The sequence below is a fragment of the uncultured Faecalibacterium sp. genome (genome assembly GCF_900066275.1).
In the GTDB taxonomy this organism is placed as follows: domain Bacteria; phylum Bacillota; class Clostridia; order Oscillospirales; family Ruminococcaceae; genus Faecalibacterium; species Faecalibacterium taiwanense.
Genome location: NZ_FMFG01000036.1, coordinates 1 through 25,063, shown reverse-complemented (window position 1 = coordinate 25,063; position 25,063 = coordinate 1). Strand labels below are relative to the sequence as shown.

The 25,063-nt window shown below is 58.5% G+C and carries 26 protein-coding genes and 2 tRNA genes; 14 read left to right on the top strand and 14 right to left on the bottom strand.

Annotated elements, in window-relative coordinates; genetic code table 11:
* From QZL71_RS10715 to QZL71_RS10675, 9 genes are all read left to right on the top strand, one after another.
* On the top strand, window positions 1-960 hold a 960-nt coding region (locus tag QZL71_RS10715; protein WP_294648734.1), incomplete at its 5' end, for a Terminase-like family protein.
* 12 nt (window positions 961-972) lie between these two features.
* On the top strand, window positions 973-2,787 hold the full coding sequence (locus QZL71_RS10710; protein ID WP_294648732.1) for a portal protein: 1,815 nt from the start codon (window positions 973-975) through the stop codon (window positions 2,785-2,787).
* A 16-nt stretch (window positions 2,788-2,803) separates the two neighbouring features.
* Window positions 2,804-3,895 (top strand): ribosomal-processing cysteine protease Prp, encoded by a 1,092-nt coding sequence (locus tag QZL71_RS10705; protein ID WP_294648730.1) that lies wholly within the window; start codon window positions 2,804-2,806, stop codon window positions 3,893-3,895.
* 22 nt (window positions 3,896-3,917) lie between these two features.
* Window positions 3,918-4,922: a N4-gp56 family major capsid protein gene (locus tag QZL71_RS10700; protein ID WP_154256053.1), complete on the top strand. Its 1,005-nt coding sequence runs from the start codon at window positions 3,918-3,920 to the stop codon at window positions 4,920-4,922.
* A gap of 13 nt (window positions 4,923-4,935) precedes the next feature.
* Window positions 4,936-5,151 carry a hypothetical protein gene (locus QZL71_RS10695; RefSeq protein WP_097775085.1) on the top strand — a complete coding sequence of 72 codons (216 nt, stop codon included), beginning with the start codon at window positions 4,936-4,938 and terminating at the stop codon, window positions 5,149-5,151.
* Window positions 5,152-5,222: 71 nt separating this feature from the next.
* On the top strand, window positions 5,223-5,606 hold the full coding sequence (locus tag QZL71_RS10690) for a hypothetical protein (protein ID WP_005944627.1): 384 nt from the start codon (window positions 5,223-5,225) through the stop codon (window positions 5,604-5,606).
* Window positions 5,607-5,618: 12 nt separating this feature from the next.
* A complete protein-coding gene (locus tag QZL71_RS10685) occupies window positions 5,619-7,502 on the top strand; it encodes a hypothetical protein (protein ID WP_097776398.1) in 1,884 nt (627 codons plus the stop codon).
* A gap of 3 nt (window positions 7,503-7,505) precedes the next feature.
* Entirely contained in the window at window positions 7,506-7,691 is a 186-nt protein-coding gene (locus QZL71_RS10680) for a hypothetical protein (RefSeq protein WP_005944623.1), read from the top strand.
* A 14-nt stretch (window positions 7,692-7,705) separates the two neighbouring features.
* The gene (locus tag QZL71_RS10675) at window positions 7,706-9,070 is read left to right on the top strand and encodes a cell envelope biogenesis protein TolA (protein ID WP_294648728.1); all 1,365 of its coding nucleotides are present in this window, start codon (window positions 7,706-7,708) and stop codon (window positions 9,068-9,070) included.
* Window positions 9,071-9,412: 342 nt separating this feature from the next.
* Here the strand turns inward: QZL71_RS10675 and QZL71_RS10670 are convergent.
* The 4 genes from QZL71_RS10670 to QZL71_RS10655 form a co-directional block, all read right to left on the bottom strand.
* Window positions 9,413-9,489: transfer RNA gene (locus tag QZL71_RS10670), tRNA-His, on the bottom strand.
* A gap of 8 nt (window positions 9,490-9,497) precedes the next feature.
* A tRNA-Arg gene (locus QZL71_RS10665) sits at window positions 9,498-9,571 on the bottom strand.
* Between the two features lie 144 nt (window positions 9,572-9,715).
* On the bottom strand, window positions 9,716-10,252 hold the full coding sequence (locus QZL71_RS10660) for a phosphatase PAP2 family protein (RefSeq protein ID WP_294648726.1): 537 nt from the start codon (window positions 10,250-10,252) through the stop codon (window positions 9,716-9,718).
* 32 nt (window positions 10,253-10,284) lie between these two features.
* Window positions 10,285-10,848, bottom strand: a complete 564-nt coding sequence (locus QZL71_RS10655) for a DUF1643 domain-containing protein (protein WP_005944615.1) — start codon at window positions 10,846-10,848, stop codon at window positions 10,285-10,287.
* A 172-nt stretch (window positions 10,849-11,020) separates the two neighbouring features.
* On the opposite strand from QZL71_RS10655, the gene QZL71_RS10650 reads away from it, so the two are divergent.
* On the top strand, window positions 11,021-12,946 hold the full coding sequence (locus tag QZL71_RS10650) for a BMP family ABC transporter substrate-binding protein (protein WP_294648723.1): 1,926 nt from the start codon (window positions 11,021-11,023) through the stop codon (window positions 12,944-12,946).
* A 37-nt stretch (window positions 12,947-12,983) separates the two neighbouring features.
* Window positions 12,984-13,640 (top strand): metallophosphoesterase family protein, encoded by a 657-nt coding sequence (locus QZL71_RS10645; RefSeq protein WP_005944611.1) that lies wholly within the window; start codon window positions 12,984-12,986, stop codon window positions 13,638-13,640.
* Between the two features lie 133 nt (window positions 13,641-13,773).
* On the opposite strand, the gene QZL71_RS10640 is transcribed toward QZL71_RS10645, so the two are convergent.
* The 10 genes from QZL71_RS10640 to QZL71_RS10595 all read right to left on the bottom strand — a co-directional run bounded on the left by QZL71_RS10640 (window position 13,774) and on the right by QZL71_RS10595 (window position 22,442).
* Window positions 13,774-14,082 (bottom strand): DUF6465 family protein, encoded by a 309-nt coding sequence (locus QZL71_RS10640; RefSeq protein WP_005944609.1) that lies wholly within the window; start codon window positions 14,080-14,082, stop codon window positions 13,774-13,776.
* 298 nt (window positions 14,083-14,380) lie between these two features.
* A complete protein-coding gene (locus QZL71_RS10635) occupies window positions 14,381-14,860 on the bottom strand; it encodes a hypothetical protein (RefSeq protein WP_294648721.1) in 480 nt (159 codons plus the stop codon).
* A gap of 252 nt (window positions 14,861-15,112) precedes the next feature.
* Window positions 15,113-15,751 carry a GDSL-type esterase/lipase family protein gene (locus tag QZL71_RS10630; RefSeq protein ID WP_294648719.1) on the bottom strand — a complete coding sequence of 213 codons (639 nt, stop codon included), beginning with the start codon at window positions 15,749-15,751 and terminating at the stop codon, window positions 15,113-15,115.
* 6 nt (window positions 15,752-15,757) lie between these two features.
* Entirely contained in the window at window positions 15,758-16,687 is a 930-nt protein-coding gene (locus QZL71_RS10625; RefSeq protein WP_294648717.1) for an ROK family protein, read from the bottom strand.
* Window positions 16,688-16,702: 15 nt separating this feature from the next.
* On the bottom strand, window positions 16,703-17,407 hold the full coding sequence (locus QZL71_RS10620) for an N-acetylmannosamine-6-phosphate 2-epimerase (protein ID WP_207698364.1): 705 nt from the start codon (window positions 17,405-17,407) through the stop codon (window positions 16,703-16,705).
* Between the two features lie 3 nt (window positions 17,408-17,410).
* Window positions 17,411-17,860 (bottom strand): YhcH/YjgK/YiaL family protein, encoded by a 450-nt coding sequence (locus QZL71_RS10615; protein WP_294648715.1) that lies wholly within the window; start codon window positions 17,858-17,860, stop codon window positions 17,411-17,413.
* Window positions 17,861-17,931: 71 nt separating this feature from the next.
* Window positions 17,932-18,861: a dihydrodipicolinate synthase family protein gene (locus QZL71_RS10610; RefSeq protein WP_207698363.1), complete on the bottom strand. Its 930-nt coding sequence runs from the start codon at window positions 18,859-18,861 to the stop codon at window positions 17,932-17,934.
* Between the two features lie 204 nt (window positions 18,862-19,065).
* Complete coding sequence (locus QZL71_RS10605; protein ID WP_005944590.1) at window positions 19,066-20,040, bottom strand: carbohydrate ABC transporter permease; 975 nt, start codon at window positions 20,038-20,040, stop codon at window positions 19,066-19,068.
* Window positions 20,041-20,055: 15 nt separating this feature from the next.
* Window positions 20,056-20,979: a carbohydrate ABC transporter permease gene (locus QZL71_RS10600; RefSeq protein WP_005944588.1), complete on the bottom strand. Its 924-nt coding sequence runs from the start codon at window positions 20,977-20,979 to the stop codon at window positions 20,056-20,058.
* A gap of 113 nt (window positions 20,980-21,092) precedes the next feature.
* Window positions 21,093-22,442, bottom strand: coding sequence for an ABC transporter substrate-binding protein (locus tag QZL71_RS10595; RefSeq protein ID WP_120080885.1), 1,350 nt, complete (start codon window positions 22,440-22,442; stop codon window positions 21,093-21,095).
* A 473-nt stretch (window positions 22,443-22,915) separates the two neighbouring features.
* Between QZL71_RS10595 and QZL71_RS10590 the strand changes: the two genes are divergently transcribed.
* From QZL71_RS10590 to QZL71_RS10580, 3 genes are all read left to right on the top strand, one after another.
* Window positions 22,916-23,761, top strand: a complete 846-nt coding sequence (locus QZL71_RS10590) for a MurR/RpiR family transcriptional regulator (RefSeq protein WP_097775097.1) — start codon at window positions 22,916-22,918, stop codon at window positions 23,759-23,761.
* A gap of 331 nt (window positions 23,762-24,092) precedes the next feature.
* Entirely contained in the window at window positions 24,093-24,608 is a 516-nt protein-coding gene (locus QZL71_RS10585; protein ID WP_294648713.1) for a helix-turn-helix domain-containing protein, read from the top strand.
* Between the two features lie 125 nt (window positions 24,609-24,733).
* A partial coding sequence (locus tag QZL71_RS10580; protein WP_294648711.1) for a replication initiator protein A occupies window positions 24,734-25,063 on the top strand: 330 nt, incomplete at its 3' end.

Genomic DNA, 25,063 nt, shown 5'->3' with positions numbered 1-25,063 from the left:
GGCATCGGCCACGGGTGGGTGAAGGCACGGTTCATCACGCCCGCACCGCCCGGCACGCCTATCACCGAAGAATACACGGTAAAGCTGCCGGACGGCACCGAACAGAAGCTGCAGCGGGCGCGGGTGTTCATCCCTTCCAGTATTTTTGATAACCCCGCCCTGCTGGCAAACGACCCCGGCTACCTTGCAAGCCTTGCCAGTATGCCGGAAGCGGAAAAGCAGGCGCTGCTCTACGGCAGCTGGGACAGCTTTTCCGGGCAGGTGTTTACCGAATGGCGCAACGACCCGGCCCACTACGAAGACCAGCGCTGGACCCATGTGATCGCACCGTTCACCATCCCGAAGCACTGGCAGATCTACCGCGGGTTCGATTTTGGCTTTTCCAAGCCGTTCTCGGTGGGGTGGTACGCAGCGGACGAGGAGGGGCGGCTGTACCGCATCAAGGAGCTGTACGGCTGCACCGGCAGGCCGAACGAGGGCCTGCGCATCGACCCGGTGGAACAGGCCCGGCGCATCCGGGAGGCAGAGCAGAACGACCCGCTTTTGCGCGGCAGGGTGATCCACGGCATTGCCGATCCGGCCATCTTTGATGAGAGCCGCGGCGAGAGCATTGCCGCTATGATGGAGCGCAGCCCAAACTTCCTGCGCTGGTCCCCCGGCGACAACACCCGGCTTGCGGGCAAGATGCAGTTCCACTACCGGCTGAATTTTGATGCGGACGGCAGGCCGATGTTTCAGGTGTTCAATACCTGCAAGCACTTTATCCGCACGATCCCGAACCTTGTGTACGACGAAAGCAACGTGGAGGACATCGACACCCGGCAGGAGGATCACATTTACGACGAGTGCCGCTATGTGCTGATGGAGAACCCTATCAGCCCGCCGGTGCGCTGTGCTGCGCCGCCCATGCCCGACGACCCGCTGAACCTGCACAAGCGGGCAAGATTTTACAGAATTTAAAGGAGAAACGCAATGGACGATTACGAGAACGAAGCTTTGCCCGTGGGTGAAGCACAGGTGGCCGAGGCCATGCAGACCTTGCAGCGGTACAAGGCGGGCAAGGCCGCGCTGGACAAGCGTATTGTGGATAACGAGCTGTGGTTCCGCATGGGCCATTGGAAGAACTACCAGAACCCCATGATGCCCGGCAAGGCCCAGCCTTCCAGCGGGTGGCTGTTCAACAGCATTGCCAACAAGCACGCCGATGCCATGGACAACTACCCGGAACCGAACGTGCTGCCCCGAGAGGCAGATGACGAGGACACCGCACGGGCACTTTCCAGCGTTTTGCCGGTGGTGCTGGAACAGGCCGACTACGAGCAGGTGTACAGCGACTGCTGGTGGCGCAAGCTCAAACAGGGCACCGGCGTGACCGGTATCTTCTGGGACCCTGCAATGCGCGGCGGCATTGGCGACATTGCGGTGCGCAGCGTGAACCTGCTGATGCTCTACTGGGAGCCGGGCGTGGCGGATATTCAGGCATCGCCGGACTTTTTCAGCCTGAGCCTTGAGGACACGGCCCGGCTGTGCGCGCAGTACCCGCAGCTGGCAGGACACACCGCCAGCGTGCTGGACGTGCCCCGGTACATCCACGATGAAGGGCAGGACACCAGCTCCAAGAGCGTGGTGGTGGACTGGTACTACAAACGCCCGGATGAAACGGGGCGCATGGTGCTGCACTACTGCAAGTTCTGCAACGGCGTGGTGCTGTACGCCAGCCAGAACGACCCGGCGCTGGCAGAAAGCGGCCTGTACGACCACGGGCAGTACCCCTTTGTATTTGACCCGCTGTTCGTGGAGGAGGACAGCCCGGCGGGCTTTGGCTACATCGATGTGATGAAGGACTGCCAGACGGCCATTGACAAGATGAACCATGCCATGGACGAGAACGTGCTGCTGAGTGCAAAGCAGCGGTATGTGCTCAGCGACACGGCGGGTGTGAACGAGGAAGAGCTGGCCGATTTCAGCCGGGACATCGTGCATGTGGTGGGACGGCTCAACGACGACAGTTTCCGTCCGCTGCAGACGGCGGGCCTGCAGGGCAACAGCCTGAGTTACCGCCAGAGCCGCATTGAAGAGCTGAAGGAGATCAGCGGCAACCGGGACATGACGCAGGGCGGCACTGCCGGAGGTGTGACCGCAGCTAGCGCCATTGCGGCCTTGCAGGAGGCAGGCAGCAAACTCAGCCGCGATATGCTCAAGAGCGCCTACCGTGCTTTTGCAAAGCAGTGCTATCTCATCATCGAGCTGATACGCCAGTTCTACGACGAGCAGCGGGTATTCCGCATCGTGGGCGAAAGCGGCGAGAGCCGGTTCGTGCCCTTCTCGGCGCAGGCGCTGCGGGCGGTGCCCGGCGGCAGCGTGGGCGGCGTGGAACTGGGCAGCCGGGAGCCGATCTTTGACATCGTGGTGAGCGCCGCCAAGAAGAGCACCTTCAGCCGTCTTTCCCAGAACGAGACGGCCAAGGAGTGCTATCAGCTGGGCTTTTTCAAGCCGGAAAATGCCGATGCCGCCCTTGCGGCACTGGAAATGATGGACTTTGAAGGCATTGAGAAGGTGCGTCAGAGGGTGCGGCAGAACGGCACCCTTGCCCAGCAGCTGGCTAGGATGCAGCAGCAGATGGCACAGATGGCGGCGGTGATCGCCCAGCAGGGCACCGGGCCTGACGAACCGGCCCGCAGTGCAGGCGGTGCGTCTGCGCAGAAGGACGGGCAGGCGGTAAAGCTGGCGGGCCTTGGCAATGCCCTGCCGGTGGCCGCCGCTGTACGTGCCATGGACATCCATTAAAAAGGAGGTGAATTTTATGATGAAAGTTTGTTACAGCGAGATGGATACCCCCGCCGGGCTGAGCTGCCGGCTGGAAGCTGCCGGTCATGCAGGCTATGCGCCTGCCGGGCAGGACATCGTTTGTGCAGGAGCCAGCACCGTGATGCAGGGCCTTGTGTACCTGCTGGCCGGGGAAGAGAACGCCCACAGCGAAGCCTTTGATGAGCCGGACGGTCCGCGTCTGGCAGTGAGCGTGGATGCGCCCTGCGAAGAATGGGTGCGCGGTGCCTTTGAGCTGGCCAAAGCCTGCTTTGCACTGCTGGCCGAACGCTACCCGGAGAATGTCCGCTTTGCAGATGTGAGCCGCAGAGGAAAGGAGAGCATGATGGATCTGCAGCTGTTTGCAGCGGAGGCGACCGCCGCCTGCGGCGGAAACAGGGAGCCGAGGCTGGGGCAGCGGCCAGCAGAACACGAGTGCCGCTCAAGGCACGAAGTGGACGCTGGGAGCCGCAACCCGTGGGGAGCCTTTATGCTACAGCTCTTTGCAGAGGGAGAAGCCGCTCCCCCTGCCCTGAGCGAAGCGCAGACCCGACAGGCGGTGGCCTCCGGCACCATGAAGCCGGACAAAGCAAAAGAAGCGCCCGCTGTGCCGCAGGCTTCGGCAGAGAAAACCGTAGAGCTGCAGCCGGAAAAGCCCCGGCAGGAACTGCCTGTGCAGCGCCCAGAACTGCCGCCGCTGTCCAGCTTTGCCCGCAGCACACAGGCTGCTGTGCACAGCCTGCATGCCCGCTGGGCGGCAGAGGAAGCGGCCATGCGCCGCAGCCAGCCGGATTTTGAGCTGCAGAACGAGCTGCGCAGCCCGGAGATGCGCCGCCTGATGCAGCTGCCCGGCATGAGGGTGCGGGATGCGTACCGTCTGGCCCACTACGACGAAAACCTGCGCACTGCAGCGCAGGCTGTGGAGCAGGGCGTGGTGGAACGCATTCAGCAGCGGGCCGCACGGCCCACCGAAAACGGCATCCGACCCGGCGGCGCGGCTACCGTCCGCCCGGATGTAGCCAGCATGACCCGCGCCCAGCGAGAAGCACTGGAACGCCGTGTGCTCCACGGAGCACAGATCGAATTGTGACTATTTTACAAGAGAAAGGAATATGAGCATGAACAAGAATTTCAACATCCAGCTGTTTGCGGAAAACCTGAACACCACCGCTACCATGTCGAAAGAGATGAAGACCTTCTACGAGAAGCGTCTCATCGATCAGGCAGAGCCGCGTCTGGTGCACGACCAGTTTGCGGACTACTACCCTGTGCCCCAGAACGGCGGCAAGACCATTGAGTTCCGCAAGTACGACAGCCTGCCCAAGGCATCCACTCCGCTGACCGAGGGCGTGACCCCGAACGGTCAGGCACTGAATGTGACCACCATCACCAGCGATCTGCACCAGTACGGCGGCTGGACTCCGCTGACCGACGTGCTGCAGATGACCGCCATTGACAACAATGTGGTGCAGGCCACCCGTGTGCTGGCAAGTCAGGCAGGCCGCACCATGGACAGCATTACCCGCGATGTGCTGGCGGGCGGCACCAATGTGATCTATGCGCCCAAGCTGGCCGCAGGCGGCACCGAGACTGCCGTTGCCAGCCGCAAGGCACTGGACAAGACCTGCACCCTGACCCCGAAGCTGTTCTTTCAGGCGGCGGCACAGCTGGGCGCGATGAACGCCGACCCCATCGGCGACAGCTACATTGCCATCATCCACCCCTACGCCGCCTACGACCTGAAGACCAGCAAGGAGTTCATTGAGGTGCACAAGTACGCCGACCCGGACACCATGTTCCGCGGCGAAATCGGCAAGCTGGGTAACATCCGCTTCATCGAGACCAGCGAGGCCAAGATCTGGAAGGATTCCACCTGCCCGGACGGTCTGGCTGTGTTCGGCACGCTGGTGCTGGGTGCCCACGCCTACGGTGTGACCGAGCTGGAAGGCGGCGGTCTGGAGCACATCGTCAAGCAGCTGGGCTACGGCGACGACCCGCTGAACCAGCGCGCTTCCGTGGGCTGGAAGGGCATGCGTGCGGCAGAGCGTCTGGTGGAGCAGTACATGGTGCGCATTGAAAGTGCGTCCAGCTATTCCGCCACCGCTGCTGCCAACTGAGGAGGTGTGAACCATGGCTGAAAAGAAAAATGTACGCATCCGGCTGTTCAAGGATAACAGCCGCTACAAGGGCGATCTGTTCGTGAGCGTGAACGGTGTGAACTATAAGATCCGCCGCGGCGTGGAGGTGGAAGTGCCGCCCGAAGTGGCCGAGGTGCTGGAGCACAGCCAGATGCAGGATGAGCTGACCGCCGCCCGCATTGCGGCGGCAGAGAACGCCGCCCAGTAAACCCGAAACAGACAAAAAGCCCGGCTGGGGAGCCTGCCCGGCCGGGCCTTTATAAAAAGGAGAGTGAACATATGACCGTAGGACAGGCGCTGGAACGCGCCGAAGAGCTGCGCCCGGGCAGCCGCATTGCGCTGGCCACCCGGCAGGCGTGGCTGAAGGAAGCAGACGCGATGCTGCGGGAACGCTTTTTTAAAAACAGCATCACAGATGCATACGACGATGTGGGCGCAGACCTTGCATGGGACGACAGCCTGCAGGACGACGATGTGCTGCTGGCACCGGCACCTTTTGATGCGCTGTATCCGCATTATCTGTGTGCCATGACCGATGCGGCCCTTGGTGAGACCGACCGCTACGTCGGGGAGCAGGCCCAGTACAACAGTCTGCTGGCAGATCTGGCGGCGTGGCTGCGGCGCAGCTACCCGACCCTGACGGGTGCCCAGTGGCGCTGGTAAGGAGGTGAGAGCATGGTTCTGGCAAACAGAGCGAAGCTGCAGAACAGCCGCAGTCTTGTGCGGGTATTCGGCGGGCTGAACGAGACCTATGCCTGCTCGGAAGCGGAGTACAGCGCGGGCGTGAATTTTTCTGCCCGAGATTTCCCGGCGCTGAGCACCCGCAAGCCGCGCCGCAAGCTGAGGGAGTTGACCGGGCTGAACGGCATGTATCACCTGAACGGGCTGCTGACCGTCTGTGGGAAGGATCTGATCTACACGCCGGATGCCGACGGCGCGAACCCGGTGACCTGCACCGAGGCAGTGACCGACGGCAAAAAGGCACTGGTGGGCATTGGTACAAAAATCCTGATCTTCCCGGACAAGGTAGCCTTTGATACAGCGGACGGGAGTGTTTCGGCACTGGGAGCTGTATGGCAGGCAGAGGGACAGAGCGTGCAGTTTGCACCCTGCGATGCCGCGGGCAAGGCCTACGAGGTGAGCGGTTACGGCAAGGAGGAACCGGAGAAGCCTGCAGACGGACAGCTCTTTTTGAAGGTGGAGGACGAGGAGCACCCATGGGCCAGCACCAGCACACTGGAAGAGTACAGCGCATCCTCCGGCAGCTGGACGGCAGTGCCGCTGGAATACTGCCGCATCACAGCGGCGGGCGCGCAGAGGCTATTTGCCCAGTGGGATACCGTGACCGTGCAGGGCACGGCAGCACAGCAGGCTGGCATGTGGACAAAGCTGGACGGGGATCTGGTAGTTTACGATGTGCTGGAAAACGGGCTGCGCGTGCGGGTAAGCCCGGAGGGAGATCATGTTTACGGCACGCTGGTGCAGAGCGCCGAGAGCGCCCAGTGGACCAGCTTGGACGGCAAGGAGACACGCAGCTTTGCGGTGAGCACGCCGGTGCGGATGGAACGCCGCGTGCCGGATCTGGACTACGTTACCGAGTGCGACAACCGGGTATGGGGCTGCAGCAGCAAGGAAAACGTGATCTATGCCTGCCGCTTAGGCGACCCCACCAACTGGTTTTCCTACCGGGGCATTGCGGCAGACAGCTACGCAGTGACGGTGGGCAGCGATGGTGCGTTTACCGGCGCGGCCACATGCATGGGCTATGCGCTGTTCTTTAAGGAGAACACACTGCACAAGCTCTATGGCTCCAAGCCTTCGGATTTTCAGCTCACCTCGCTGCGCTGCCGGGGCGTTGCCAAAAACGCGGCGCGCAGCCTGTGTGTGCTGAACGAGACGCTCTATTATCTTTCGCCGGACGGTGTGATGGCATGGGACGGCAGCATTCCAACAAAAGTGTCCGGCGCGTTGGATTCGGGCCGACTGGCCAATGTGCAGAGCGCGGTGGGCAGTGCGCTGGATGGTCGCTATTACCTGCATGTGGCCCGCACGGCGGCAGGCGAAAATACGGCAAGGCTGCTGGTGTACGATACCGAGCGCGCGCTCTGGAGCGAAGAAAACGTGTGCTCCTACGAGATGACCAGCACCGGCGGACAGCTTTATCTGTGGGACGGGCAGGCACTGTGGGCCGCAGATCCCAGCCGCGAAGCGGACTGGCAGGCCACCGACGGTGTGGAGGAAAAGCTGAACTTTGAGCTGACCACTGGTGACATTGGGCTGGACGGGGCCGAGGACCGGTATCTTTCCCGATTGACGCTGCGGCTGGATGCCGAGTGCAGCAGTACGGTGGAGGTGGCCGCCAGCTATGACGGCGGCCCATGGGAGACGGTGGCAAGCCTGACGGCACAGGACAAGCGGCGCAGCTTTGATCTGCCGTTCGTGCCCCGGAGGCACGGCACCCTGCGGCTGCGCTTGAAGGGCAGGGGACAGATCACCCTGCGCAGCATTGCAAAAACAATGGCCGCTGCCAAGGGCGGCATTGCAGGCGGGGAGGTGTGACGAATGGCAAGCGTGATGGGCATTAACAAGATCGGCCTGCCCAAGCTCAGCGAGAATATGGACCCGGAGGATGCCCGTGCCCTGCGCAGCTACCTGTACCAGATGCAGGAACAGCTGCAGTATGTGCTGAGCAATCTGGACGTTGAGAATATGTCCGACGAGATGCGCACGAAACTGCAGAATTTATAAGGAAAGGATCATATATGGCAAACAGAAAGAAAAAGGACGAAGCGCTTGCCGTTGTGCAGGCGCAGACGGAGGGCAGCGGCCAGCCTGCCGTGCAGAGCGGCTATTCGGCGGCAGGACTGGAAAGCCGCTCGGAGGTGGAAAACGCGCTGGCAAATTCCAGCTACAAGCCCAGCCAGACCGTGACGGATGCCGCAGATGCGCTGAAGGAGTGGCAGGCAAACCGCCCGGGCGATTATCAGAGCAGCTATCAGGAGCGGATCGACCAGCTTTTGAACCAGCTGCTGCAGCGTGAGAGCTTCCAGTACAGCTACACCAAGGATCCGCTCTACCGCCAGTACGAGCAGAACTATTTGCAGAACGCCCACAATGCCAGCGCAGATGCTGCGGCGCAGGCTGCAGCCCTGACCGGCGGTTATGGCTCCAGCTATGCCACGAGCGCCGCCCAGCAGGCGTATCAGCAGCAGATCGGTGCGCTGAGCAGCGCCATCCCCACGCTGTACAGTCTGGCACTGGATACGTATACCAGCGGCGGCAACGAGCTGGTGAGCCAGCTGGATCAGCTGAACAACAGCGAACAGGATGCCCAGCAACAGTACAACAACAAGCTCTCGGACTACTACACCCAGCTGAAGCAGAAGGGCGAAGCATACAACAACGCCTATGCGCAGGACTACGGCGCGTATCAGGATTATCTGAGCCAGCTGGGCACCCTGCACGATTATTACTCCGCGCAGGAACAGCAGCAGGCAGCACGCCGCCAGCAGGTGTTCAGCAATGTGATGACCGTGCTGGGTGTGCTGGGCGATGCGGTGCAGATCGTTCTCAGCGGCACCACGGGCGTTGGCTCCATGCTGAGCGGTCTGCTGAATACCGGCTACAACATCTACTCCGGCAACCGTCAGTACGAGGCAGACCGTGCGGACACTCAGTGGAACCAGCAGCTGCAGGAGCGTCAGTATCAGGACAGCCTGAACCAGCAGCGCTACGAGAACGAGGCGAGCGAGCGGGAGTATCAGGACAAACTCAACCAGCAGAAATTCAACAACGATGTCACAAGCCAGAAGCTGAACATCGCACTGGGCGAGTGGAACCTGAAAAAGTCCAATGCAGCGCAGAAAGCAAGCCGCGCTGGCAGCACGGCAGCAGGCAGTAAGACTGGCGGCACTGGCACGGGCAGTACGTCCTCCGGTACAGCCAGCCGCAGCACGGGCACTGCCACCCGTCTGGGCAGTGACACCTCCCGGAATGTAACGGTGCCCTACATGGCCATGCTGATGCGCAGCCAGGGCAAGAGCGATACCAGCATCAGCACCGCACTGCGGCAGGATGGCTATTCCAGCGCAGAGATCGCACAGATCCTGCAGCAGATGAGGCGCTGACCGTTCGGGTGGTTACCAAACAATAAAAAGCATGTGCAGAGCACACAGGAGCCGTTCCGGCCAGAGGTGTTCTGCACATGCTTTTTTAGCAGAAAATAATGGCGTGCTGTTCGAGTCCCACTGGGATACCCCACCAAATAAAAAAATCCGCCGATGCAAAGCATCAGCACAGCATTTGCCTTGGTAGACATTCCTACTGATTGGAATCCGCAGGCTAACCAACAGCCCACTGGGCTGTTGGTTGCTCTGCCGCTGATGCGTCAGAGCCGCCTTGTTCGAGCCCCACTGGGCACCCCGCCAAATAAAAAAATCCGCCGATGCAAAGCATCAGCGGATTTTTGGTGGGGTGCCCAGTGGGACTCGAACCCACGGTCTCCAGATCCACAATCTGGCGCGTTAACCGACTACGCTATGGGCACCACATAGATGCGCCCGAAGGGACTCGAACCCCCGGCCCACTGCTTAGAAGGCAGTTGCTCTATCCACCTGAGCTACGGGCGCACGTTGTAATCCCATGGGTTCCATTATGGCGGCAGCTGTGTGTCGGCACACGCTGCGAGAAGTATAATACCATACAGGCCCCATTCTGTCAAGCAAAAAATGCAAAAATCTTTTTTCTTTTTTCAAAGCCCGCAAAGCACTGCTTTACAGCAGCCACATGCCCGCAAAGCCCAAAGCAAAGCCAAGCGCGGCTCCGCCCACGACATCGCGGATATGGTGCACGCCGGTCAGCACACGGCCAACACAGATGAGCACCGTGATGCCCACCATCGCCCAGCCCGTCTTCGGGTAGAAATACATCCATACCATGGCCAGCACGGAAGCGCTCAGCGCGTGGCGGGATGGGAAGGAGTGTCCCCGGGTCTCCTTGTGCCGCAGCGGTTCAAAGCCGGGCTGTTCATAGGGACGCGGCAGGTTCAGCCTGTCCCGCAGGATGGTGCCGCCCCAGAAGGTAAGCCCCGGCACGAACACCGTCCGCGCAATGACGGCGGTGAGGTCCAGTGCGGCCTGACGCTGACTGCCCAGCAGCCGAAACAGCCGGACGTTCAGCAGGCAGAGCAGCACCGGATAACATACAAAAGGGATGAGCGGCAGCCAGCGGTCCAGTGCCACCACACAGCGCTTGGCTGTGGGGTGGGCATCCATCCAGCTGTGCAGGGCGTGATAATGTTCTGCGGTCAAAAAAGATCCCTCCGCATCGGGCACCTGAAAAATTAAAAGCAGGTGTCCAGATAATTTTCCACATCAAAGGGTTCCGGGGTGGAATCCTTGCGCAGGTACAGCGGGTGGTGGGGGTGGCCCTTTTTGCTGCGCCTGCCAAAGGTGACCCACGGGATCTCCCGCTCCCGCGTCAGGGCCACCATCTCCCGCATCAGGCCGGGCAGATAGTCCCGCTTTTCGATCAGCGTGCCCCACGCTGCCCACATGGTGGGTTCGGTCTGGGCCAGAACGGCTTTGAGCCAGCGCAGGTTTTCGTCACACAGGGCGCGGTCCGGCACACGGTCCATATCGTTAGGGTCGGTGGCGCGCTGGGGATACACGTTGAACATGATCCAGCTGTCAAAGCCGTTGGCGGCGGCAAGACGCTCCACACTTTTCAAGGTGGGGTCCAGTGCGCCGGGCTGGGCGGTGCTGGGGTTGATGCCAATGCATACCAGCGGGTGGGTGCCAACGCGGCCCAGTACGTAACGGTAAGGCTGATATGTATGCGGCTCGTAATACCAGATGCCGCCGGGATATTCGTCGGCCTTGAGTACGGGGATCTGTTCGGTCTGCATGGAAAGAATGCTCCTATCATTGTTTGCTTTCTATTATCGTACCTGAAACTGCAGGATAAATCAACTCTTTTGTGCGGAAAATCCTCCCATAAAATCAAATTTCATGGTATACTAAAGAAGGACGCTGCGGCAGCTGGCTGCAGCGCATTGCAGCTGAGAAAAAGGAGCAACTATGCTGGAAGATTACAAGAACGCACTGAAGAGCGGCCAGCGTGCTTACCGTGCCTGTGTGGCGCGTGGCCAGTCGCCGTATCTTGCGGTGCTGGACGATATTCTGGTCAATGTGAACATCGTGGCGCAGGAGCCACTGGGCCTTGTGGAGATCCCGGCGGAAAGCATCGTCGGCACAAAGACCAGCGGCCGTCACACCGCCTTTGCACCGAACTTTATGCCCCTGCTGGAGCCGGACACCGAGTTTGCAGGCAAGTGGTCGAACCTCTGCGATGCACATCTGGAAGAGGGCATCCACACCCCTATCATCGCCTACGAGTTCCTGAACAAATTCTATGTGCAGGAAGGCAACAAGCGGGTATCGGTGCTCAAGTATTTTGATGCGGTCAGAATCGCGGGCACGGTCACGCGGCTCGTCCCGGAACGGAACGACAGTCTGGAAAACCGTATCTACTACGAATTTCTGGATTTTTACAAGCTCTCCAAGGTCAACGATGTGCATTTCTCCCGTCTGGGGGGTTACGCAAAATTGCAGACGCTGGTGTGCAAGGCCAGCGGTGAAAGCTGGACGGATGATGACCGGCTGAGCTTTTCCTCCTTCTATACCATGTTCCGCCAGCAGTTTCTGGCTCTGGGCGGCGGCGGACTGAATCTGACTGCCGGCGATGCCATGCTGGTGTATCTGTCGGTCTACCGTTACGCGGATGCCTGCGAGAGCACGCCCAGCCAGATGAAGCAGAATCTGGAAAAGCTGTGGGATGAGGTGAAGGTGCTCACCGAGCCGCAGGCCGTGGCCCTTTCGCTGGAGCCGAAGCAGGGCCCCGGCGAACCGCTGCTGGCAAAGCTGAACATCTTTACAAAGCCCAGCGAGCTGAAGGTGGTGTTCCTGCACGAGCACAACGCCGAAAACAGCGCATGGGTGCGTGCCCACGACAAGGGCATCGAAGCGCTGCAGCAGGCGTTCCCGGACCGGGTATTCATCACCCGCAAAGAGAACATCGAGCCTGAGGTGGACGCGGAGCAGGTGCTGGAGGATGTGGCTCACGACAATGCCGACGTGGTGTTCACCTCAAGTGCCCGGATGCATACCGCCTGCCTAAAGGTGGCGGCCCAGCACCCCAAGACCCGCATCCTGAACTGCTCGCTCAACGCGCCGCACCCGCTGGTGCGCACCTACTATCCCCGCACGTATGAAGTGACCTATCTGCTGGGAATGCTGGCCGGCGTGATGGCAAGGACCGACCGCGTGGGCTATGTGGCGGCAAACCCGGTGTATGGCATCCCGGCGGCAGTAAACGCCTATGCGCAGGGCCTGAAGACCGTGCGCCCGGACGCAAAGGTGGTGCTGCGCTGGGCCTGCCTGCCGGACCCGGCACACCCGCTGGATTTCTCCGACCGGCCGGATGTGGAGATCTTCTATGCCCGGGATAACCGCGAGCCGGAAGGCACCCACCGGGACTACGGCCTTGTGCGCCGCATGCCGGACGGCAGTTTGCAGCCGCTGGGCCTGCCCGTGTGGCGGTGGGATACGTTTTATATCGAGATCATCCGCTCCATTTTTGACGGTGCATGGGACAGCGATGCTGCCGGTGCCCGGGCGGTGAATTACTGGTGGGGCATGCGCAGCGGCGCAGAGGAGATCGATTACAGCAAAGACCTGCCCGCAGGCACTTTACAGCTGCTGGACCTGATGGAAAAGATGCTGCACGAGGATGACCTGCGCATCTTCCCGGAAGACCTGTACGCGCAGGGGCATGTGCTGCACTCGCCGGAGGCCGTGGTCTACAGTCCCAAGGAATTGATGGAGATGGACTGGCTGGACGAATGCGTGGAAGGTGCGCTGCCGCACTACGATGAACTGGATGTAAAAACGCATGTGCTTATGGCGATCAACGGCCTCAATACCCTGAAAGGGTTTGTGAAATAAGCGGCCCTCAGGCCGAGAGAGAACGGAGCAAACCGATGTGAAAATTCTTGCAATTTCGGATGTGCCCTCTAAAGCACTGTGGGACTACGGTACCCGCGAACATCTGGAAGGCATCGACCTGATCCTTTCCTGCGGGGATCTGCCGCAGAAGTATCTGGAATATCTTACGAACTTTACGGCTGCGCCCATCTTGTATGTCCACGGCAACCACGACGGCAGTTACAGGGAAAATGAACCTGGCGGATGCATTTGTGTGGACGACAGCGTGTATGTGTGGAAGGGCCTGCGCATTATGGGACTGGGCGGCAGCATCCGCTACAATAACCGGGAGGACAGCTTCCAGTATACGGAAAGGGAAATGCGCCGCCGTGTGCGCAAACTCTGGCGCAAGGCCCATCATGTGGGCGGCATCGACCTGCTGCTCACCCACTCCCCGGCGGCTGGCCTGAACGACAGCACGGATCATGCTCACAAGGGCTTTGCGTGCTTCAATGATCTGATGGATGAATACGAGCCGCAGTGGTTCGTGCACGGCCATGTGCACCTGAACTATGATGCAAAGCTGCCGCGCGTGTGCACCCGCGGCAAGACCACCGTGATCAACGCTACCGAGCGCTATGTGTTCGAGATCCCGGACCCGGACCCCGTGATCCAGCATTATCCGTTCTGGAAAAGATGGTTTGATGTAAAATGAAAAGCTGCCTTGCATTTTTGGATGCAGGGCAGCTTTTTTTACGGTTTAAAATGGAGCCTTGTGTGGGAACGGACAACCTGCCGCAAAACAGGTGCGGAGTGCTTTGCAGCAGGAGAAAAGAAGACAGGAAAAGTTACAGCTCCAGCTTGCCGGAGACTTTGTTGATCACGTAATAAGCAGCGTCTTCCTCGGGCTTGACGTATACCTTGCAGGACTGCACGCCAACCTTGTGGGTAGCGCGGTAATCGGCCTTGGCACGGTCAATGATATCGGTCACGTTATACTGCTTGCCGCTGAACTCCACATACAGCTCCGGTGCAAGCGGGGGACGGCCGCGGCGTGCAGGGGCCTTGGCAGATTTACGGGTCTTAGACTCCTTGGCCTCAGCGGCAGGAGCTTCCACAGCAGGAGCAGCCGCTGCGGTCTTTTTCTTTTCGGGCATAGATAAACCCCTCCTTGATCGTATTTGAATGCTGCACAGGGGGCTGCACAGCATTGGCTCCATGAAATATATTACTTATATAATAAGTTTTTAGAAATGGTTTGTAAAGTCTTTTTTGCAAAAAACTTTCGGAAAAAGGCAGGAAATCGGGTGTGAAACTCACTGGAATGCATTTTGATGCAACAGTATTACGGAACTGCCACAAAAACACGCAAAAAAGGCGGACCTTTCTGGTTTGCGCCGGGAACGCTCCCGCTACAAACCCGGCGGGTAAAAGCGGCGGCTTTCCGGCCCGGATTTACTCCCGGCAAAGCTCCTTGGCGCGTTGCACAACAGGGGTAAGAAGCTCCTCGTTCCAGTCCTCGGCAAGGGTGAACAGCAGCTGATAAACGGTGGCCTGCGCCTGACCCTGCGGGCGCTTTTGGGCCAGCGCAAACGCGGCAGAAAGCATTTGCAGCTTGAGGGTGCGGATACTCTCGGGCGCAGCCCACAGGCGGACAAAATCGTAATCGTTCGTGTTGCCGCAGGGCATGGCACAGGTGGCGCAGCCCGGGGCAACGCGGTGCTTTTCAGTCTGGACAATGGCAAGCATCCGCTGCAGCCTTTCCTCCGGTGCATCCGGCTGCGCGGCAAGGCGCAGACCGGCGTTCAGCACCTCGTCGGTGTCGTCCGTTTTGGGCTCGTTGGTGGTGGCCCGGGCAAGCCCCACGAGGGCACCCAAAAGGGTGTCTCTTGCCTGCTGAGCAGGGGTAACAGGCGCTTTTAAAAGTTCAGGCATGGCACAGTTCCTTTCAATGGTTCTTTCTGCGGAAAGTATAGCCGATTCTGCTATGTTTTACAAGATGAACAAAACGGAAATTAAAAATAAAATATAGGCTGCTTGTGAGTTTGATGCCGTTTGTGGTTATGACCCTATTTCGTGAAAAAAAGTTCTCAAAAAGCCCGCAGGCTTTTTGAGAACCCAATAAAAATAATAATTCCGCTAAAGATGCTCAGAGCGAAGCAGAGAGCTTTTAAAATCGTGCTCAGCTCAGATCAAGCCCGGCACTTCTTTTACCAGAAGCTCCGCCAGCTGTGCGTGACCCTTGCGGGTCAGGTGCATGAAATCCACCTTGTTGAACTCGCAGTCCTTTGCGTCCAGGAAGTGCACGCCCTGCCGCTCGCAGATGATGCGGAGCTGCCCGGCTACACCGGCAGATTTTTCCACACAGCCATCGCCCATCACAGCGTCGTGGAAGCCTGCACCGATGGGAGGAGGTGCCACCACCAGAATATTGGGCTGTTTGGTGCCCCAGCAGTCTACGCTCTTTGCTTTGAGGATGAGCCGCTCCATGCCTGCAGCAATGCAGGCGGCATTGGCACCAAAGCGCTCCTTCACATCGTTCGTGCCCAGCATGATGATGAGCAGGTCGATGACCTCGTGGCTCTTGAGCAGGGCATAGATGACGCTGAGGGCATCCATGGATTCGTGGATAGGGTCCACAAATACGGTGGTTCGGCCGGAAAGTCCCTCTTCGGTCACAAGATATTCGTCGCCCAGCGCCTTCTGCAGGCGGCAGGTCCAGCGCTCCTCTTCATTGAAGCGGATGCCGTGGTCGGCGCAGTCGTTCGGGTCGGCACAGTAGCCGTGGGTGTTGGAATCACCCAGACAGAGGATATGTGTTTTCATATATGATTACTCCTTTTCCATGGTCTGCCGGAAGTAGTACACTGCGCCCACCATACCGGCATCGTTGTGCAGCTGAGCGGCGCGCACTTCCAGCCCCTCTGCAAAGGCGGGCATGACCGATGCTTTCACCTTTGCGGCAATGGGTTCGATCAGCAGTTTTTGCTGCGCGCTCACGCCGCCGCCGATCAGAATGAGCTGCGGGTTGAAGATGTGCACCATGCCTGCAAGGCCCTGTGCGATCTCGTCCGTCCAGTGGTCCAGCAGGGCAAGAACTGTCTCGTTGCCTGCTTCGGCTGCGGCAAAGATGGCGCGGCCGTCCTTCCAATCGGGGTTCTTTTCCTGTGCGGCGCGCACCAGCGCGGTGGTGGCAGCGTAGCGTTCCCAGCAGCCCTTTGCGCCGCAGGTACAGTCCACACCGTCCAGCGCGTGGGTGCGGTAGTGACCCAGCTCACCGCCAAGGCCCCGTGCACCCTCTAACAAATGGCCTCCGGTCAGGATGCCGCCGCCCACGCCGGTGCCAAGGGTCACACCGATCACGTCCGTATAGCCCTGTGCGGCGCCGACCCACACTTCACCCAGTGTCATGCAGTTGGCGTCGTTGGCCACTGTGACTGGCAGGCCGAAGTCCTCTTCCAGCGCAGACTTGATAGGGCTGCCGATGTAATTGGGAAAGTTGCCGCAGGTACCGGCCACGATGCCCTTGCGGCTGTCGATCTGACCGGTGGCCGAAACGCCGATGCCCGCAAGGCTTTCCACCGGAATTGCATTTGTGGTCAAAAACTCCTTTGCGGCCCTGCGCACGGTGGTGAGAACAGGCGTCTGGTAGCCGTCAAAGCTGACGCTCTCTTCGCCCTTGAGCAGCACCCTGCCGGTCTCATCCACGATGCCCAGCTTGACGGCGGTGCCGCCGATATCAATGCCAAAATACTGTTTCATCCGGCACACTCCATTTTACTTTTTTGCGGCGTTGATGGCACCGGTAAAGCGGGCCGTGATCTCTGCCGGGCGGGTGATGGCACCGCCCACCACCAGTGCGAATGCACCGGCTTCCAGCGCCTTGACCGCCTGCTCCGGGTAGTGGATGTGGCCCTCGGCAATGACCTTTGCCGGGCACTCTGCGGCCAGCTTATGGACAAAATCAAAGTCGATATCGTCAATGCCCTTGGTCTCCGGGGTGTAGCCGCGCATGGTGGTGCCCACAAAGTCGGCACCGGCTTCGGCGCAGGCCATGGCATTCTCAAAGTTGTCGCAGTCGGCCATGACCAGCTGGTCGGGATACTTTGCCTTGATGGTGCGGATGAACTGGGCAGAGGTGGAGCCGTCCGGGCGCAGGGCACCGGTGCCCTGCACGGCAAGGATGTCCACGCCGCACTCCACCAGCTCGTCCACTTCCTTCATGGTAACGGTGATGTACATGGGCGTGCCGGGGTAGTCCTTTTTGATGATGCCGATGACCGGCAGATCCACCACCTGCTTGATCTGGGTAATGTCGCGCACGGTGTTGGCACGGATGCCCACAGCACCGCTCATGGCGGCGGCTTTCGCCATCAGCGGCATCACGCCGCCCTCTTTCGTGTACAGGGGCTCCGTCTCCAGTGCCTGACAGGAGACGATCAGACCGCCCTTGATCTGAGCAAACAGTTTTTCCTTATCCATCGTTCAATCCTCCATCCGAATCTTTACAACAGCCTTGCGCACGCCCACACAGCCGTGCTGTACAAGGCCGGGTTTGTGCAGCTCCGTGGGGAAGAACAGCACAAAGCGTCCTTCGCCCAGTGTGCCGGTCACGACACTGGCGCTGTCCTGAAAACCGCAGTCGCCGGTAAAATCGCCGATCTCCCTGCCGGGATTTGTGGTAAAGCCCCAGCCCTCGCTGCCGGTGATGTCGAGCTGCAGGTCGGCGTACCTTTTGTGATATTCCGGGTGGTAGCCATCGTCCGAATGGAGCGTGGCATCCATCGTGTTAATAAAAACTTCCTCGCCATCCACCTCGGTGCGGCCCAGAGGCAGGCTGGCAGGGTCGTGGGTCAGCAGGTAATCAATGGCCGTGTCGAGATTTTTGCAAAGGCCCTTGTAGCGCGTCAGGTGCTGCAGGGTATCACAGATCATAAAACGTCCCTCCAAAAACAAGCGCCCGCTCTCCCCTCTGAAAAGAGACGGAGAGGGGCGCTGCTTCAATTTTACAGTTTTGCGATGGCAGCTTCGATCATGGCCTGTGCTTCGGCCACGATGGCTTCATCTTCCGGGATCAGGCCGGGCATCGGCTCACGCACGCCGCCCAGCTCCAGACCGTACATCCGGCGCAGGATCTCCTTCTGCACGGCGTACAGGTTGCCGTGGGCTTCGCACATCTTGTAGATGATGCGGTCGGCATCGTACTGGATGGCGCGGGCGGCTTCGATCTCGCCCTTGTTGATGTGGTCGTTCATGGCCAGATACAGCTCGGGCATGACGGCGTAGGTGCCGCCGATGCCGCCGTCTGCGCCGATCACACGGCCGGAAACGAACTGCTCATCGGGGCCGTTGAACACCACAAAGTTCCCCTCGCCGCGGGCGGCGATACCGGCATCCTTGAACATCTGGATGTCCTGCGTGGGCATGGAGCTGTTCTTCACAGCCACTACATTGGGGTTCTTGAGCATTTCCTTCAGCAGGCTCATGGTCAGGCCGGTGCCTGCCAGCTGCGGGATGTTGTAGATGACGAACTCGGTGTTGGGAGCAGCAGCGGACATATCGTTCCAGTACTTTGCAATGGCGTACTCCGGCAGGTGGAAGTAGATGGGAGGAATGGATGCAATGGCATCCACGCCCACGCTCTCGGCATGGCGGGCCAGCTCCACGCTGTCGGCGGTATTGTTGCAGCCGACATGCGCAATGACGGTCAGCTTGCCCTTGGCTTCGCTCATCACGGCTTCCAGAACGGCCTTGCGCTCATCTACGTGCTGGTAGATGCACTCGCCGGAGGAACCGCCTACATACACGCCCTTGACGCCTTTGGCGATCAGATGGCGGGTAAGGGCCTTGACGCCCTCGGTAGAAATATTGCCCTCTGCGTCGTAGCAGGCGTAAAAGGCGGGGATGACACCCTGATATTTTTTGATATCTTTCATGTTCCAAACCCTTCTTTAAAAATAGTAATAAATACAGATGAAATGGTTTTGCATCAAGCTCGTACGCTTTCTGTTCCGGGCAGCGGCATCAGCGCCCTCTTGCGGTGCCCTGCATCCGCTTCGGCCCTTGGGCGGGCCTTGCGTCTTGCAGACCGCTGCGCCAAAAATCCCTCCCTGTTTCCGCCGCAGGCGGCGGTCGGGATTTTAGCCCTTAACAGCACCCATAGCGATGCCCTTGGTAAAGTACTTCTGGAAAATGAGGAAGATGATGATGATAGGCACAGCAGCCAGTGCGGCACCTGCCATGATCAGGCCAAAGTCGGTGCTGTTCTCAGCCTGCAGCTTTGCAATGCCCAGAGAAATGGTCAGGTTGCTGGTGCTGGACAGCATGATCAACTGCATGAAGTAGTCGTTCCAGCTGTTGATGAAGGTAAAAATGGCCAGTGCACCGATGCCCGGCTTGACCATGGGCAGCACGATGTCGATGAAGGTCTTGGCCTCGCTTGCACCGTCGATGCGGGCCGCTTCCAGCATCTCAGTGGGAATGCCCTCACTGAACTGCTTCATCAGGAACACACCAAAGGGCCAGCCCACGATGGGGAAGATGACGGCCCAGATGGTGTTGTACAGGTTCAGGCTGCTCATTTCGCGCAGCAGGGGAATCAGAATGACCTGCTTGGGCAGAGCCATTGCACACACGATGAGGGTGAACAGCAGCTTGCGGCCTACAAAGCGCTTTTTTGCCAGTGCATAGCCGGCCATGGCGGCTGTGATGCAGGTGAGGATCATGGACATGACGGCCATGAACACGGTGTTGATCATCCAGCGGATGGCAGCGGGAGCGGTGGGGCCTACCGAGAAGTAGATGGGCTCGCCGTTAGCGCTGAACTTGGAGCCAAAGGGCACAGCCAGCTGCCACAGCGGGGCGCTCTTGCCGGAGAACAGCTTCTGGTAGTTGGTCAGCACCCACTGGCTGGGCCACCATTCGGGGGTGGTGGCGTTGATGGCGGCACCGGTCTTGAAGGAACCGGTGATGATCCAGTACAGCGGGAAGGCGAACAGCACCGCAACGATGCTGATGAGGATCAGCGTCAGGATCATGTAGGCGCTCATTCTCTTGAGCTTGCTGGGGTGACGCTTCAACGGTTTTTGCTTTTTTGCAGCGGCATTTGCACTCATTGTCCGGCACCTCCTTTAATTATCCTGATTGCCCAGCTTGAACTGGACGGCCGACAGAATGGCGATGATGACTGCCAGCACCACACCCATTGCGTTGCCGTAGCCGTAGCGGTACAGCTTGAAGGCGGTGTAGTAGATGTAGTACATGATGGTATCGGTGCTGTGGTTGGGGCCGCCGGAAGTCAGAAGTTGGATCAGCGCAAAGCACTGGAAGGAGTTGATGGTGGTAATGACCAGAATGTACAAGGTGGTGGGCATGATGGCGGGCCACTTGATCTTCCAGAAACACTGGAAATCGGTGGCACCATCCACTTCTGCAGCTTCCACGATGGACTGGTCCACATTGCCCAGAGCGGAAACGTACAGCACGATGGGCTGGCCCACAGAGGTGGTGAGCAGGATCAGGATGATGCAGCCCAGAGCAAAGCGCTCATCACCCAGCCAGTTGATGTTCTTGTCAATGAGGCCCAGAGTCTTGCCCAGATAGTTGAAGATGCCATAGTAGTTGTTGTACATCCACTTCCACACCACGGTAACAGCCACAGAGCCGGTGACCACGGGCAGGTAGAACACGCAGCGGAAAAGGCTGGTAGCCCACTCGGGCAGGTCTACGATGGCAGAGGAGACCCACAGCGAGAAGGCGCAGGTCACGGGCACGGACACCACCACGATGATGAAGGTGTTCTTTAAGGCACCCAGAAAGATGGGGTCTGTGAACAGTTCCTTGTAGTTTGCAAGCCCCACAAAGATGTCGGCACGGTTCATGGTGGAATCGAAGAAGCTGGTCACCACGCACAGCACCATGGGGTAAATGACGAAGCCCAGAAAGAAGATCAGGCTGGGCAGCAGGAAGCAATAGGAAGCGAAGGTCTCGCGCCGTACCAGCGCACTGCTGCGCTTAGGCTCTTTGATCGCCGTTTTTGCAGCCAAGAGAATCACCGTTCCTTTCGGTTATGATTTTTTTTTTTACAAATAAAGCCCCTCCCTCGTCGGGATCTTCGAGGAAGGGGCGAAGCGTCAATAATTATCTGCCCCCGGCAGAGTGGATGGGCTTATGCCTGTGCGGCAGCGTTTGCGTTGTCCACAAAGGTCTTGACGGCAGTCTCGACATCCTCACCGGAGCCGACGCGCTGCAGCATGTTCCACCACTCGGTACGTGCGGTTGCCCAGCCCGGAGTGATCTGGTAGTAGTCGCCCAGATAAGCCATGAACTTGCTGTACTCGCTCATGATCTCGTTGTCGGCGTAGATATCGCCCACGCTGGTGCGGACCGGGAAGTAGGTGGAAGCCAGCACACTGTCCTTAACCTGATCGGGGTCGGCAGCGATGAAGTCGATGAAGGTCCTGGCTGCTTCGATCTTGGCCTCGTCGCCGTTATCAAAGATGCCGAAGCCCCAGATGCCGCCACACAGCTTCGGGTCGCCGCTGTCGGTGGGGAAGGCCATGGGGAAGATCTCGTCGCCATCGTTGGTCAGACCGGCGGCGTTGTTGTCGCTGTTGGCCTGCTGTGCAATGTTCCAGCAGAATGCCATCTGCAGGGTGCCGTTGCGGAACAGGGTAATCTCGTCGCCGCCTGCGATGGAAGCGTCAAAGTTGATGCCCTTGGTGTCGTGCAGGGTCTGGATCGCCTTGATGTTCTCGGCGGAGTCGGCAGTGTACTTGGTGTGGGCTGCATCGGTAAAGGTGCCGCCGTACATGTTGTTGATGATGGCGCGGGTGCCCTGGTCGCCGCCCTGACCTGCGCAGTAGATGGCTGCAACGTTCTCGTAACCGCCGTTGTACAGGGCATCAACGGTCTTCAGGAAGCCGTCGGTGCTCCAGGTATGCTTGTCGGTATCAATGTACTGGTCAGCGCCCACTTCCTTGACCTTGGTCATGTTCACGGCCATGCAGTGTGCGGTCATGCACAGGGGATACTCGTAGTAGTTGCCGGCAGTGTCCTTGCAGGCGGACTCAACGGACTCGTAAATGTCCTTCTTGGCATCGTCGGTCCACAGGTCGTTCAGCGGAGCCATAACGCCCTTTGCGCCCCAGTTTGCAACCAGACGCTCGGGACCTTCCATGATCAGATCAGGTGCGCTGCCGCCCTCGATGGCGGTGTTCACCTGATCGTCGCCGTTGGTGTAGTCCAGATACTCCACAGTGACCTTGATGTCAGGATACTTTGCGTTGAAGCTGGAAACCAGACCCTGAACGGTCTCGTCATTGCCCCAGCCGCCGATGGGGTATGTCCACAGCTTGATGCTGGTGGAAGAAGCAGCTGCGCTTGCAGCGGTAGAACCTGCGGTGGAAGCAGCAGTGCTGGTGCTTGCAGAAGAGCCGCCGCATGCGGCCAGAGCGCCGGCTGCGCCCAGAATGCCAGCGGCCTTCAGGAACGAACGGCGGGAAATGCAGTTTTTCATAGTAGTTTCTCCTTCGCATTCAAGATGCTTCACGTTGTTGGCGGCCTGCCGTGCCAGCGGCCGCTCTTGATGGCTCCATTATAGAAAAATATTTTCATTTTGTCCATTCATGGTTTTCATAAATTTTCAGAATGACAGTGTACATTGTGCACAAAAGCGTGGGATATATGTTGAAATGCAAAGAAAACCTTGCTTTACTCTTCTGAAATTATTACAGAACGGTACAAACCCACCAAAACGATAGTGAAAATGTTTTTCTAAACAAAAATGCAAAATTGAAAGATATTTTCACAAAATGGCCGGTTTTTCCGCCAAAACTGTGTGCTCTGCACAGAACTGCGAGCCAAAATGTGGGCAATGCGTCTCTTGCGAAGCGGGGACGAATCTTTTATACTTTTTACAAAGGTGAATGAAACGGTCGGCAGCTGATCCGGGTCGGTGGACTGCTGCGCCGGAAAAGAGGAAAAAGAAAAATGGCAACGAATTTTTGGGAGCTGCTGCAGCAGCATCAGGGCGACCTGACAAAATCGGGCCGCACCGTGGCGGACTATCTTGTGCAGCACGCGGCAGAGGCACAGTATCTGTCCATCTCCTCGCTGGCAAAGGAGTGCTGTGTGGCAGAGGCAACGGTGTTCCGCTTCTGCCGGGCGCTGGGGTTTGAGGGCTATCATGAAATGCGCATTGCGCTGGCGCAGGCCAACGCCACCGGTGCACTGGTCAACCAGCATGTGCCGGAGCCGGATGCCGACACGGCAACTTTGTGCGAGCACGCCAGCGCCCTGCTGATGACTACTATCAACGGCACCCAGAACAATCTTTCGCCGGAGGCGGTGGACAAGGCTTCGGAGCTGATGCACAAGGCCCGGCAGGTGTACTGCCTTGGTCAGGGCGGCAGCATGTATATTGCAAATGATATCTGCGCCCGCTTTGCCTGCATCTCCACCAAGTTCCGCACGGCAGGCGACAGCCACATGCAGCTGATCACGGCCAGCCTGATGACCCCGGAGGATGTGGTGCTGTTCGTTTCCTATTCCGGCGCTACCCGCGATATGCTGGAAACGCTGCGCGCGGCCAAGGCGGCGGGCGCAAAGATCATTCTGCTCACCCATTATGAGGATTCGCCCGGCGCAAAGCTGGCGGATATCGTGCTGCTGTGTGGTGCGCAGGAAAGCCCGCTGGACTCCGGCAACATCCCGGTCAAGGTGGCGCTGCTGTATGTGGCTGAAGTGCTGGTGCTGCGCTACACCATGGACGACCCCGAAAATGCCAACGCCGCACAGGATCGCACCAGTGAAGCACTGGCGGTCAAAATGCTGTAAAAATATTGCCCGCAAGGCCCCCGCAGATCCCGTGTTCTGTGGGGGCCTTGGCATATCCGGCAAAGGGTGCGTAAAATCTGTTTCTGATCTTTTTCAAAAAAAAATAGACATCATCTTTTCGATGAAGTCTATTTTTCTTTAGCCTCTTAACTTAACGGCATTGGGCGAATGCCTGATGGGCTTTTATGCCGGTGGTGAGGGTCTCCCGCGCACTGAGCAACAGCCCGCAGGGCTGATTGCTCCCCTGCTGTGCAGGGTCGTGCTGTTCGACCCGCTCACACGCCGCAGATAAAAAGAAAGCCCCCCAGACAAGCTGGAGGGCTTCCTTTTTATGCCGGTGGTGGGGGTCGAACCCACACGTGTTATTAGCACAAGGGATTTTGAGTTTTTGTCCTCATCTTCCATCTGGTGTCATCCAGTGATATCTAGTGATATCTGGTTCCCACTGTGCAAAGGCAAAATTCACGCCTCAACGAGCAATAATTTGAAATATCCACGATTTTTCGATGCGTTTTTCCTCTACTCTGTTTTTTCGGTTTGGACCGCCCAAATGGAAATTGGAGGGATGTTCAGGAGGGATGCAGGGCAAAACGCTCCTCTGCTTAGGCACAAAACGAAAGGAAAGTCAAGGATAATGAATCAAAATCAAGCAAAAGAGTATTATAAAAAATTATTTGTGAACTATCCTGATGTGCTGTCTGTCGAAGAAGCAACAACTTTACTCGGTTTCAAAAGCCAGACTGCCATCATCAGAAGAATCCATCAACATAGAATTCGCTGCCTGAAAGTCGGACGATCTTTCATGATTCCGAAAGAATATCTCATCGACTATCTTTTGGATAGCTAAATTATACAGCCATTATATTACATAGCGCACCACTTTTCAATAAGAAAAGAGTGCGCTTTTTATTTTCAAACGAAAGGCGGTCGATTTTTTGAACACAAGCTGGAGCAAAACGTTGAAAAAGCCACATGACCCTTGACTACTTCTACGTACAAGCCGGAGAGCTGTTCTCCTTCTACCGCATTCCAAAGGCTCTGTTTCAGGAGCCACGGTTCCAGAGCCTGTCAACCGATGCCAAGACCCTGTACGGTATCCTGCTGGACCGCATGAGTCTGTCCGTGAAAAACGGCTGGCTGGACGAGCAGAACCGGGTGTTCATTATCTTCACGATAGAGGATGTCAAGAGGGCGTTGTGTTGCGCAGACAACAAAGCGACAAAGCTGCTCCGGGAACTCGAAAAGTTTGGTCTGATTGAACGAAAACGCAGAGGTCTGGGAAAGCCAAGTTTGGTGTATGTG

Coding starts and splice junctions, on each gene's coding strand:
- QZL71_RS10595 (WP_120080885.1), bottom strand. CDS start 22,442: ATGAAAAACTGCATTTCCCGCCGTTCGTTCCTGAAGGCCGCTGGCATT.
- QZL71_RS10590 (WP_097775097.1), top strand. CDS start 22,916: ATGGCAACGAATTTTTGGGAGCTGCTGCAGCAGCATCAGGGCGACCTG.
- QZL71_RS10650 (WP_294648723.1), top strand. CDS start 11,021: ATGCTGGAAGATTACAAGAACGCACTGAAGAGCGGCCAGCGTGCTTAC.
- QZL71_RS10655 (WP_005944615.1), bottom strand. CDS start 10,848: ATGCAGACCGAACAGATCCCCGTACTCAAGGCCGACGAATATCCCGGC.
- QZL71_RS10615 (WP_294648715.1), bottom strand. CDS start 17,860: ATGATCTGTGATACCCTGCAGCACCTGACGCGCTACAAGGGCCTTTGC.
- QZL71_RS10710 (WP_294648732.1), top strand. CDS start 973: ATGGACGATTACGAGAACGAAGCTTTGCCCGTGGGTGAAGCACAGGTG.
- QZL71_RS10685 (WP_097776398.1), top strand. CDS start 5,619: ATGGTTCTGGCAAACAGAGCGAAGCTGCAGAACAGCCGCAGTCTTGTG.
- QZL71_RS10625 (WP_294648717.1), bottom strand. CDS start 16,687: ATGAAACAGTATTTTGGCATTGATATCGGCGGCACCGCCGTCAAGCTG.
- QZL71_RS10680 (WP_005944623.1), top strand. CDS start 7,506: ATGGCAAGCGTGATGGGCATTAACAAGATCGGCCTGCCCAAGCTCAGC.
- QZL71_RS10675 (WP_294648728.1), top strand. CDS start 7,706: ATGGCAAACAGAAAGAAAAAGGACGAAGCGCTTGCCGTTGTGCAGGCG.
- QZL71_RS10630 (WP_294648719.1), bottom strand. CDS start 15,751: ATGAAAACACATATCCTCTGTCTGGGTGATTCCAACACCCACGGCTAC.
- QZL71_RS10620 (WP_207698364.1), bottom strand. CDS start 17,407: ATGGATAAGGAAAAACTGTTTGCTCAGATCAAGGGCGGTCTGATCGTC.
- QZL71_RS10700 (WP_154256053.1), top strand. CDS start 3,918: ATGAGCATGAACAAGAATTTCAACATCCAGCTGTTTGCGGAAAACCTG.
- QZL71_RS10690 (WP_005944627.1), top strand. CDS start 5,223: ATGACCGTAGGACAGGCGCTGGAACGCGCCGAAGAGCTGCGCCCGGGC.
- QZL71_RS10585 (WP_294648713.1), top strand. CDS start 24,093: ATGCCGGTGGTGGGGGTCGAACCCACACGTGTTATTAGCACAAGGGAT.
- QZL71_RS10695 (WP_097775085.1), top strand. CDS start 4,936: ATGGCTGAAAAGAAAAATGTACGCATCCGGCTGTTCAAGGATAACAGC.
- QZL71_RS10635 (WP_294648721.1), bottom strand. CDS start 14,860: ATGCCTGAACTTTTAAAAGCGCCTGTTACCCCTGCTCAGCAGGCAAGA.
- QZL71_RS10610 (WP_207698363.1), bottom strand. CDS start 18,861: ATGAAAGATATCAAAAAATATCAGGGTGTCATCCCCGCCTTTTACGCC.
- QZL71_RS10605 (WP_005944590.1), bottom strand. CDS start 20,040: ATGAGTGCAAATGCCGCTGCAAAAAAGCAAAAACCGTTGAAGCGTCAC.
- QZL71_RS10640 (WP_005944609.1), bottom strand. CDS start 14,082: ATGCCCGAAAAGAAAAAGACCGCAGCGGCTGCTCCTGCTGTGGAAGCT.
- QZL71_RS10705 (WP_294648730.1), top strand. CDS start 2,804: ATGATGAAAGTTTGTTACAGCGAGATGGATACCCCCGCCGGGCTGAGC.